This is a genomic window from Actinoplanes sp. TBRC 11911 (genome assembly GCF_012933445.1).
GTDB lineage: Bacteria > Actinomycetota > Actinomycetes > Mycobacteriales > Micromonosporaceae > Actinoplanes.
In genome coordinates this window covers 133,241-143,722 of the sequence record NZ_JABBNC010000026.1, presented here as the reverse complement: position 1 = coordinate 143,722, position 10,482 = coordinate 133,241, and the positions used below count along the sequence as shown (strand labels likewise).

General features: G+C 71.6%; 10 protein-coding genes. 6 read left to right on the top strand and 4 right to left on the bottom strand.

Annotation, left to right across the window (positions count from 1 at the left end):
- Nucleotides 1-321: 321 nt before the first annotated feature.
- Complete coding sequence (locus HH310_RS43305) at nucleotides 322-615, bottom strand: hypothetical protein (RefSeq protein ID WP_211192765.1); 294 nt, start codon at nucleotides 613-615, stop codon at nucleotides 322-324.
- Nucleotides 616-773: 158 nt separating this feature from the next.
- On the opposite strand from HH310_RS43305, the gene HH310_RS29630 reads away from it, so the two are divergent.
- Both HH310_RS29630 and HH310_RS29625 read left to right on the top strand, forming a co-directional pair.
- The gene (locus tag HH310_RS29630) at nucleotides 774-1,460 is read left to right on the top strand and encodes a hypothetical protein (protein ID WP_169178974.1); all 687 of its coding nucleotides are present in this window, start codon (nucleotides 774-776) and stop codon (nucleotides 1,458-1,460) included.
- 376 nt (nucleotides 1,461-1,836) lie between these two features.
- On the top strand, nucleotides 1,837-2,697 hold the full coding sequence (locus tag HH310_RS29625; protein ID WP_169178973.1) for a class I SAM-dependent methyltransferase: 861 nt from the start codon (nucleotides 1,837-1,839) through the stop codon (nucleotides 2,695-2,697).
- A gap of 5 nt (nucleotides 2,698-2,702) precedes the next feature.
- On the opposite strand, the gene HH310_RS29620 is transcribed toward HH310_RS29625, so the two are convergent.
- On the bottom strand, nucleotides 2,703-2,885 hold the full coding sequence (locus HH310_RS29620) for a hypothetical protein (RefSeq protein WP_169178972.1): 183 nt from the start codon (nucleotides 2,883-2,885) through the stop codon (nucleotides 2,703-2,705).
- A 29-nt stretch (nucleotides 2,886-2,914) separates the two neighbouring features.
- Between HH310_RS29620 and HH310_RS29615 the strand changes: the two genes are divergently transcribed.
- Nucleotides 2,915-3,442, top strand: coding sequence for a YdeI/OmpD-associated family protein (locus tag HH310_RS29615; RefSeq protein ID WP_248294533.1), 528 nt, complete (start codon nucleotides 2,915-2,917; stop codon nucleotides 3,440-3,442).
- Between the two features lie 15 nt (nucleotides 3,443-3,457).
- On the opposite strand, the gene HH310_RS29610 is transcribed toward HH310_RS29615, so the two are convergent.
- On the bottom strand, nucleotides 3,458-4,036 hold the full coding sequence (locus HH310_RS29610) for an ABATE domain-containing protein (protein WP_169178971.1): 579 nt from the start codon (nucleotides 4,034-4,036) through the stop codon (nucleotides 3,458-3,460).
- 245 nt (nucleotides 4,037-4,281) lie between these two features.
- Here HH310_RS29610 and HH310_RS45560 point away from each other — a divergent pair, with 245 nt between their 5' ends.
- Together HH310_RS45560 and HH310_RS29600 are read left to right on the top strand one after the other, a co-directional pair.
- Complete coding sequence (locus HH310_RS45560) at nucleotides 4,282-5,712, top strand: NAD(P)/FAD-dependent oxidoreductase (protein ID WP_169178970.1); 1,431 nt, start codon at nucleotides 4,282-4,284, stop codon at nucleotides 5,710-5,712.
- 115 nt (nucleotides 5,713-5,827) lie between these two features.
- Nucleotides 5,828-8,473 carry a hypothetical protein gene (locus HH310_RS29600; RefSeq protein WP_169178969.1) on the top strand — a complete coding sequence of 882 codons (2,646 nt, stop codon included), beginning with the start codon at nucleotides 5,828-5,830 and terminating at the stop codon, nucleotides 8,471-8,473.
- Here the strand turns inward: HH310_RS29600 and HH310_RS29595 are convergent.
- A complete protein-coding gene (locus HH310_RS29595) occupies nucleotides 8,424-9,461 on the bottom strand; it encodes a DNA polymerase IV (protein ID WP_169178968.1) in 1,038 nt (345 codons plus the stop codon). The genes HH310_RS29600 and HH310_RS29595 overlap by 50 nt on opposite strands.
- 77 nt (nucleotides 9,462-9,538) lie before the next feature.
- On the opposite strand from HH310_RS29595, the gene HH310_RS45555 reads away from it, so the two are divergent.
- Nucleotides 9,539-10,480 carry a helix-turn-helix transcriptional regulator gene (locus HH310_RS45555; protein WP_169178967.1) on the top strand — a complete coding sequence of 314 codons (942 nt, stop codon included), beginning with the start codon at nucleotides 9,539-9,541 and terminating at the stop codon, nucleotides 10,478-10,480.
- The last annotated feature ends 2 nt before the right edge of the window (nucleotides 10,481-10,482 follow it).

Sequence of the window (10,482 nt, the reverse complement as noted above, 5' to 3'; positions counted from 1 at the left end):
GCCGTGCCGTGCCGTGCCGTGCCGTGCCGTGCCGTGCCGTGCCGTGCCGTGCCGTGCCGTGCCGTGCCACGCGGCGTGGCGTGGCGTGTTGTGCCGGTGGCATTCGGCGTGGCGTGCGGTGCCGGTGGCATGCGGCATAGCGTGCCCTGTCTTGGCGGCGGCGCGCCTTGCTGTTTGATAGCGAGCGCCAAGTAGGCCGGCGTCATCGTGCAAGCGCGCACGACCGGGTTGTCGGGGCTCGACTCGAGCGGCATCGAGATCGGCCGCGACCCGGCGCGAAACGGCCACGGCGCGGGATCCGGACCCGGCGCCGGGACGTCTCTACTTCCGGCGCGGGTGATGGTGTGCGTGGCCAGGCCGGGAGTGGCGGTGCGCGTGCCCGTCGTGCCCCTGCGGGCCGCCGGCGTCCAGCGTCCGGCCGAGTGCCCGCCACGCCATGATCGAGCCGATCGACGCGGCGGACATGATCGAGCCCACGGACAGGAACGAGCCGATGGAGCCGATCGAGCCGAAGGACCCGATCGAGCCGATCGACAGGATTGAACCCTTGGACCACATGCTCAGGATCGAGCCCTCGGACTTGTACGACAGGATGGAGGGACGCTTCGTCGTCATGGCCCGATCATCGCGCGGCGGTCAAGCCGGCACGCGAAATCCCAGGGACACACCCTGGCCTGCTGGTACACCCGTGACTTCGGGTGGCACGGGGGTCCAACGGGTTCGAAGGACGTCACTCAACCGCTTAGGTGGAGACAAGCGGAAGGGGACGACCGATGGATCTGCTGACGATGGCGATCGACGAGCACGGGGGCATGCGGCGCTGGGAGGAGATCTCCCGGTTCCGGGCGGCCGCGTCGATCACCGGCGATGTCTGGAAGCATTACGGCCTCGACGGCATGCTCGACGACGTCGTGGTCGAGGGCGAGGCCCGCGACCAGCGGCTGACCATCACCCCGTTTCCGGTGCCGGGCCGGTACGCCACGTGGGAACCACACCGTCAGATGATCAAGACGGGCGACGGCGTACCGGTGGAAATGTCGGGAAAAATGGAGAAGTGGAACCCGTTGCGGGTCGTCCACCTCGCCGCGCAGGCGGTCTGGAACCAGCTCACCGCGCCGTTCCTGCTGGCCCGCGCCGACTTCGTGACCCGCGAGATCGGGCCGTGGCGCGAGGACGGCCAGGAATGGCGCCGGCTCGCGGTCACCTATCCGCGCAGCATCTCGGTGCACACCCGGCGGCAGACGTGGTATTTCGACAATTCCGGCTTTCTCTGCCGCATAGACCACCGTATCGACCTTCTCGGCGGCGCGCCCCTGGTGCAGTACCCGCTCGACTACTGCGAATTCGACCGCATCCTGGTGCCGATGCGCCACCGCGTGTACGCCCGGACGACCCAGGAATCCGCCGACCTGAGCACGACAATGCTGGCGCTCGACTTCACCGACGTCATCTTCAGCTGACGGACGTCCGCTACCGCACATTGACTATGGATGCGGTGGCGCACGAATCGAGTTTCATCTCGCTGGACGCGACCCGGACCCGCCATGTGGGCACCGATCCGTCGGCCGATCGGTAAGACCCCGAACCACCGCGCAAAACGCCGAGGTGCACGTGCTCGACGGCGGCCATCTCTTGCCGGATACGCGAGCGGACGAGGCGGCGCCGCTGATTCGCACGCTCCGGTCCGCCGGGAAGCGGCCGGTGACCGGACAAGCGCCGGTGGTGTTCGCCCGGCATTCGGCCGCAGTTCGCCCGGGAGTAAGGACACCGGCGAACGTCCTGTGAGTACGACCCCAAAAAAGGTGGTCGGCCGCGCTTCGCTGCTACGTTTTTCGCATGGCAGCGGAAGAGTCTGAGAACCTTTTTCGGGAACAGCCTGGAAGGTATGACGATTGGAGCGAGTCCCAGGATTTCCCGGCGGCGAAGAAACGCAAACTTCGATTGCAGTCGGAATTCTATGAGGCGCATACCGAGCATCTGCTCCGCATGGCGGGCCTCGAGCCGGGGATGCGAGTGCTGGACGTCGGGTGCGGCGCCGGGGACGTTTCTCTGATCGCCGCGCGTGTGGTCGGCCCGGCCGGTTCCGTGCTCGGTGTCGATTCGGATGAGCGCATCATCGACGTGGCCCGGCAGCGAATAGCGCCGGACGGGGCCGCCGATGTCGAGTTCCGCACCGGCCGGATCTCCGACCTGGAACTCGGCCGGACCGTGGACGCGCTGGTCGGCCGGCTGGTCCTGATGCATCTGGGCGATCCCGTCGCGGCACTGCGGGCGATGACACGTTTCGTCGCTCCGGGCGGGGTCATCACGTTCCAGGATTTCGTCGGCAATTTCCGTGCGGTGCCGGCGGTGCCGTTGGTCGAGCAGAGCAACGATTGGGTCACCCGAAGTGTGGCCGCCCGCGGCGGGCATCCCGCCATCGGCGAACAATTGCCGGCGATTTTCCGGAGTGCTCAGCTGCCGGTGAGCGGGGTCGCGTCGGCAGCACCCGCGTCGACCGATCCGGATGCGGCCGCCGCGTACATTTCCTCAAGCGTGCGCAACGTCGTGCCGTTCGCCGTGAAATACGGGATCGCCACCGCCGGCGAAATCGACATCGACACCCTGGAACAGCGTATGAGCAGCGAGATCGCGGCCGCCGGAGCGGCCGTTTTCCTGTCCCCGCTGGTGGGCGTCTGGGCGCGGCGCCGCCACTGACATCCTCAGCGGCGCTTCTTCGCCGGCCGGAAGCCCTGCAGGAAGGCCGCGCCCTGCCGCAGGACGTTGGACACCCGGTTGGGGCCGCGCCGGGCCTCGACGACGTCACCGAGTTTGCGTGCTCCGGCGATGGCGAGCGGCACCGCGACCGCCACGACGACGAACCGTCGGATCAGGGCGACGAACATGCTCGGACTCCTTTCATCCTTCGATTTCGATGAAGAAGTACCCAGCGATGGCGCGGCTGACGCATCGCATCACCCGCGGCGGCTACCTTGAGGGCATGGCGGAGGTCCTGACCCTGACCCTGACGTTGGAGCCGCGCGGGCCCGCCGGGGCGTTCGTGCTCACCGACGACCAGGCCGCGGCGGTGGGCGGCGGACGCCGGGCCTTCCCGGTGCGGGTCACCGTGAACGACGTGACGCTGCCGCTGCGACTGGCCCGCATGGGCGGCGAGAACATGATCGGGCTGGCCCGTGCCGCACGCGAGCAGGCGGGTGTGGAGCTCGGTGCGTCGTACCAGGTCAGCATCGCCGCCGACGACCAGCAACGCACCGTCGAGGTGCCCGGCGACCTGGCCGACGCGCTGGCCGCCGATCCCGAAGCGGGGGCCGCGTTCGGGGCACTGGCGTACTCGCATCGCAAGGAATTCGTCCGCTGGATCACCGACGCCAAACGCGAGGCGACCCGCGGCCAGCGCGTGTCGAAGACGGTCGAGATGCTCCGCGCCGGCGAACACCGTTAGCGTCCCTGCCGCCTCTCAGGCGCGGTGCCGGCGGTAGTGGCGGGCGGCCCGCACCCGGTTGCCGCAGGCGGGGGAGCACCACTCGCGGCGCGGGTGGTTCTTCACGAAGTACAGGCCGCAGTCCGGGCCGTCGCACACCCGCAGCCGGCTTGATTCGCCGGTGCCGAACAACGCGACCGCGTCCTCGGCGAAGTGCGACACCACGGCGGCGGCAGGGTCGCTCGGGGCGCGCAGGTGCTCGGTGACGGGATGGTCGGCGGCCCACGCCAGCTGGGGTGCCCGGGGGATGACGGCCGCGTTGACCTCGTCGACGGCCCGCCGCACGGACGACGCGTCCGGCGTGACCCACCGCGTGTCGTCGGTGGCCTTGGCCGCGAGCTGCAGCAGCGCGTCGCGCAGCGGCAGCAGTCGCCGGCGCAGGTCGTCCAGGTCCTCCGGGGCCAGCTCGGGCAGGCGCGAGCCGATGGCCTCGAGCCACTCGGCGGTGCCGGACGGCGTGCTCAGCGCGTCGTGCGGGCCGGCGCGGTCGGCCCAGATCGTGTTCATCAACTCGACCGGTAGCGGTTCGCCCAGCAGCGGAGCACTCGTTGTCACCCCTCCAGGTTAACGCGGTTCTAACGGTTACCCAGGTCACCAAGCGTTGACGATCGTCCGGGCGCCGTGCGAGGTTTTCTAACGGAAGCAAACGTTAGAAGCCATCTCCGGGGGCGGCTCCCCGTGGCGCGCGATCCGGGCCACGGGGGAACCGGGGTGCGACCGGGGTTTCTGCGGATACGAACGACGGGCCGCCACGGGATAGTTCGAGATCGAATTAGCGACGACAAAGGGGAGCGGAAAACGTGGAGACGAGTGAGTACGACGTGGTGGTGCTCGGTGCCGGGCCGGTCGGGCAGGTGGCGGCGGATCGATGCCGCGCCGCGGGACTGAGCGTGGCCGTCGTGGAGCGCGAACTGGTCGGCGGCGAATGCTCCTACTGGGGCTGTGTGCCGAGCAAGGCGATGCTGCGTCCGGTGCTCGCCCTCAACGACGCGCGGCGCGTCGACGGCGCGCGCTCGGCCGTGACCGGCCGGGTGGAGGCCGAAGGCGTGTTCCGCCGGCGCGACAAATACACCACCAACTGGGACGACAGCGGTCAGGCGGCCTGGGTGGGCAGCATCGGCGCCGACCTCGTACGCGGTCAGGGACGGCTGGACGGACCGCGCCGGGTGTCGGTGGAGACCCCGGACGACCGCGTCGTCGTGCTCACCGCCCGCCAGGCCGTGATCATGGCGCCGGGCAGCCGGGCAGCGCTGCCGGACATCCCGGGCATCGCCGAGGCACGGCCGTGGACGAACCGGCGCGCCACCGACGAGCACATGATCCCGGGCCGCCTGGTCGTCGTCGGCGGCGGCCCGGTCGGGGTCGAGATGGCGACCGCCTGGCAGGCGCTGGGCTCGCAGGTCACGCTGGTCAGCCAGACGTCGCTGCTGCCGCGGATGGAACCGTTCGCCGGGCAGATGGTCGAGCGCGGCCTCAAGGAGGCGGGCACCGAGGTGCGCACCGGGGTCGCGGTGACCGAGCTGCGCCGCCCCGACCCGGACGGCCCGGTGACGGTCAGCCTCGAGGACGGCGTCGAGCTGGTCGCCGACGAGGTGCTGATGGCGATCGGCCGGGTCCCGCTGACCGGCGACCTGGGCCTGCAGACCGTGGGGCTCACCCCCGGGACGTGGGTGGACGTCGACGACACCTGCACGGTGCGCGGCGTGGACGGTGACTGGCTCTACGCGATCGGCGACGTCAACCACCGGGCGCTGCTCACCCACGAGGGCAAATACCAGTCGCGCATCGTGGGCAACGTGATCGCCGCGCGGGCCACCGGCACCGCCGTCGACACCGCCGCCTGGAGCCCGTACGTGGCCTCCGCCGACCGGCACGCAGTCCCGCAGGTGATCTTCTCGGATCCGGAGGCGGGCATGGCCGGCCTCACCGCGTCCGAGGCCGAGCGCGCCGGGCACCGCGTCGCCGTGGTCGACGTCGACATGGTCAAGGCGGTCGGCACGCTGCTGTGGGCCGACGACTACAGCGGCCACGCCCGGATGGTGGTGGACCTGGACAGCGAGACGCTGCTCGGCGTCACGTTCGTCGGCCCCGGCGTGGCCGACCTGCTGCACTCGGCGACGGTGGCGATCGCCGGTCAGGTACCGATCGACCGGTTGTGGCACGCGGTGCCGGTGTTCCCGACGATCAGCGAGGTGTGGCTGCGGCTGCTGGAGGCGTACCGCGACCGCTGACGCGCGCGAGTGGCCGTTCCCCGCCCTCCGGGGAGCGGCCACACCGGACGTGACGGCAACACGATAGAGTCACGTTTCCGCTTGTCGGCGCCGCGCCACGGCTCAGCCTGAGGGCATGGGCCGCAATCCGGAAACGCGCGCGAGCCGCACCACCGAGCTGGTGGCGACCACGGCGGTGGTCACCCTGGTCGTGGCCGCGATCATCCTCTATCACGTACGCCACCTCGAGCCCGTCGACCGCTGGATGATCCGCGCCGAACCCGCCACGGCACCGCCGGTGGGCGTACGGGTGGCGCACGGAATTTTCCTCGCCTGTGTGATCGCCGCGCTGATGATCGGCGCCTGGCTGGGCCGTCGCGTGTTCATCTCGGACAAGGGCCGCGGCCTGGCCACCTTCGGCATGGTCGTGACCGGCTACCTGGTGGCCGGCGTCGTCGCCGTGTCCGTGCTGCTCACGGCCGGCCCGCACGTCTCCTGGGCGCGCGGCGTCGCGTTCACGGTGCTGGTCCTGGGCGTACCGGCCGTCGCTATCGCCGCCTTCTCCGTGCTGATCACCGTGGTCCGGCTCAGCGTCCGTCGGCGGCAGGCAGACCTGCGGCCCGGCGAGACCGTCCTCTGTGACCAGACCGGCGACCACGAGGACCCCGCGCATCCGTCCTGGGAGGCCAACTGGCAGCTGCCCGGCACCCGGGAACGCGGCGGCTTCGGCGTCTGCGTCTCCGGCGGCGGCATCCGCTCGGCCACCTTCTCGCTGGGCGCCCTCGAATCGCTGCGCACCCCGGACGTGCTGCAGAAGGCCCGCTACCTGGTCTCGGTCTCCGGCGGCGGGTACGCCTCCGGCGCGTTACGCCTCGCGCTGCAACCACCGCGCGGCGGCGCCGGCCCGGACACCGTCTTCGACACCGGGACCCCCGAGCTCGACTACCTGCGCCGGCACGGCAAGTACCTCGCCGACGGCACCGCCCAGTGGATCCGCGCCCTGGTCGTCGTGCTGCGCGGACTGGTCGCCGCCCAGCTCGCCATCCTCCTGGCGGTGGTGCTCGCCGGCCGCGCGATCGGCGGCCTCTACCGGCTGATGCCCGGCGGCACCCTCACCGACGTGCCCGCGCCCTACCGCTGGGCGGTCGCCGCGCCGCTGCTCGCCGCGCTCCTGCTCTGGATGCTGGCCGTCGTCACGGAGAGCGGCGACGTCACCGACCGCTACGGGAGCGTGCTGCGCGTCGGCGTGCGGTTCCTCGCGTTCGCCGCCGCGTTCCTCTTCGTCGCCGGCTGCGTCGTGCCGCTGCTGGTCGCCGCCAGCGACCGCCTCCCGAGCCTGGTCAGCGGCACCCGCGCGCAGGAGGCCGGCGCCGGCGTCGCCGCGGTGCTGACCACCGGTTACGTCGCCACCCTGGCCGGGATCTTCCTGACCGTGCGCCGCATCGCGGGCTCGGCGCTGAGCTGGGTGAAGGAGAACCGGGCCGCGGTCGCCCGGATCCCGGCGGCGCTGCTGCAACGGCTTCTGGTCACCCTCGGCGTCCTGATCATGACGGCCGCGCACCTGTACGTCTTCGCCCGCGTCGTCGACCGCACGGCGACCGGCGGCACGATGTGGCCGGGCACGATCCGGTTCCTGGTGCTGGTCGTCATCTTCGGGGCGCTCGCGCTGCTCGTCGACCAGACCCGGTGGAGCCTGCACCCGTTCTACAAGCGCCGGCTGGCCACCGCGTTCGCCGTCCGCCGCACCGGGAACACCGCCGAGGCGTACGGCTGGAACGAGGAGACCACGCTGCACGAGTATGCGAAAAAACCGGACCACTGGCCGCAGGTGATCTTCATGGCGTCGGCGAACGTGTCCGGTCAGGACGTCACCGCGCCGGGCCGCCGCGTCCTGCCGTACTCGATGTCGGCCGACTGGCTGGGCAGCCCGCGTCTGGGCTGGGTCCGCGCCGACACCCTGGCGCACAACGTGAAGCGCCCGCTGCGGCTCGACCTGACCGTGCAGGCCGCGATGGCCGTCTCCGGTGCCGCGTTCGCCTCCGCGATGGGGGCCAGCGCCACCCCGTACTCGCTGCTGTTCGCCCTGACCAACGCCCGGCTCGGCACCTGGCTGCCGAATCCGTACCACCTCTACCACCACCCGCGCGGCACGGACTGGCGTAACCCGCCGCTGCCCCGGCTGCGCCGCCTGCACTACCTGATCCGGGAGATCTTCGGGATCTACCCGTGGAACGGGCAGCTGCTGCTGGTCACCGACGGCGGGCACTACGACAACCTGGGCCTGGTCGAGCTGCTGCGGCACGGGCCGGAGGTGGCGATCTGCCTGGACGCGAGCGGCGGGTCGACGCTGCCGGCCGGCGCGCTGGGCCCGGCCCTCACGCTCGCCCAGCAGGAACTGGGCATCAGCATCGAGATCGACCAGCCGGGGCCGTCGGCGCTGGACCCGGGCGGCGACCGGCTGGCCCGCTCGGACGTGCTCACCGCGACCATCCACTACCCGGAGCAGCGCCCCGAGGGCGTCCCGGAGACCGGCCGGCTCTACATCGGGCGGGCCGGTCTGACGCCGCACACCCCGTGGCCGGTGCTGGCCTACGCGAAGCGCAACGCGTCCTTCCCGAACGACAGCACCGGCGACCAGTGGTTCACCGACGAGCAGTTCGACGCCTACCACGCGCTCGGCCGGCACGTCGGCGACTGCGTGGTGGCCGCCGTGCGCTCCGACCCCCACCTGCTCACAACAGCAGATCGGCTCGTACGCCCAGCAGCCGTACCGGGCGGGTGATCTCGAACTTGTCCAGCACCGTCAGCGCCGCCGCCGCGATCACGCCGGGATCGGTGGTCGGGCCGTCCCGCAGCTTCGCCTCCCGGGTCCGGGTGTAGAACGACGACGAACGCACCTTGACACCGACCCGGATCACCTGCCGGCCGTCCGCGACCACCTCCTCCCCGAGAGCGCGGGCCAGCGCCTCGACCTGGGCGGCGATCTCGGCCCGGTCGGTCAGATCGGCCGGGAAGGTGATCTCCTTGCTGCGCGAGCGGGCCACCCACGGCTCGGTCACGATCTCGGTGTCGCCGCCGCCACGCGCGATCACGACGAGCCAGCCGGCGGCGCGCGGCGGGAACCGGGGCAGCAACGCCGCGGGGTCGGCGGCGGCCAGGGCGGCGACCGTCGTCAGGCCCAGCTCGTCGAGCTTCTTGACCGTCTTCGGGCCGACGCCCCACAGGTCGCCGACCGGGTGGGGGCCCATCACCGGCAGCCACGTCTCGTCGGTCAGGGTGGCGATGCCGGACGGGTCGTTCTTCGCGAAACGGGCCGCGATCTTCGCCTGGTTCTTGTTGCGGCCGATACCGATCGCGCAGGTCAGGCCCGCCCGCTCGAGGACCGCGGCACGTAACGAGACGGCCAGCGCGTGCGGGTCGTGCAGCTCGCCGCCGAGGAACGCCTCGTCGAGACCGAACACCTCCAGGCGTACCGGGAAGGACCGTAAGATGTCCATGACCTCGGCCGACTTGCGCTGGTAGGCGGGCATGTCGGTGGGCAGGAACACGGCGCCGGGGCATTTGCGCGCGGCCAGCCGCATCGGCATCCCCGAGTGCACGCCGTGCGCGCGGGCCTCGCGGGAGGCGGTCGCCACCACCGTGCGGGCCCGCTCCGGATCACCCGAACCACCCACGATGACGGGGCGTCCGCGCAGCTCAGGGCGGCGGAGCACCTCGACCGACGCGAAGAACTGGTCGAGGTCGACGTGCAGCACCCAGACGCCGTCCACCCACCCAGTAAACCGGGCGGGCGCGCTTGGCACGCATTTTCGATGGCGCGGGCCACCGGCGCCGGACGATTTGGGTCGTGCGGACGTACTTTTGGCGTCGCGACGGCCGTGGGGGGCGCTGGGTGCTGCAAGAATTCGACATCACCATCCCGTACGCCGGTGCGGGACGTGCCCCGCGGCTGGACGGCGAGTGGGGGGCGACGCCGGTCCCGGCGCTGACCCTGCCCCGCCGCGCGCACGGCTCGTTGCGGCTGCGCATGCGGACGAACCCGCTCGACGACCTGGTCCTGCAGGACATGCGCAGCGACGAGGTCGCCGGGCATTGCGACTGGAACGACCGGGTGATCGTCGCGTTCCAGGAGCGCGGCCGGTCGCGGATGTCGGCGGGCCGGCAGGTCGTCGACGTGCCGGCCGGGCAGGTCCGGGCGATGCGCGGCGTGTCGTCGTCGTGGGACTGGGCGACCGCCGACGGCACGGCGGTGACCATCCTGTCGCTGCCGGCCGCCGGCGTGCGGTTCCGGGGCCGGCAACGGCCGGTCGCCGCCGCCGGCGGCGGCCCGGCCGCCCGGATGCTGCTCGCCCACCTGCGTACCTGGGCGGAGGTGACCGACCGGCTCAGCCCGGCCGCGTCCCGGGCGGCCCGCGACGTCGCCCTGGAGCTGTTCCAGGCGCTGCTCGACGATCACGTGGCCGACGACCTCCCGGCGCCGCTGGTCCGGGCCGCGATGGACTGGATCGACGGCCGGCTGCTGGACCGGGACCTGAATCCGCGGGCCGTCGCCGACTCGCTGTTCGTCTCCGCGCGCAGCCTGCATCGCGCGTTCGCGAGCGAGGACGCTTCGGTCATGGGATATGTGCGCGGCAAACGACTCGACCGCGCCCGCGCGGATCTGACCGCCACCTCCCTGACGGTTTCCGAGATCGCCGCCCGCTGGCATTTCGCCGACGGCGGCCACTTCATCAAGGCGTACCGGAAAAGGTTCGGCGAACGGCCGGGCAGCACGCGCCGGCGGGGTTGAGA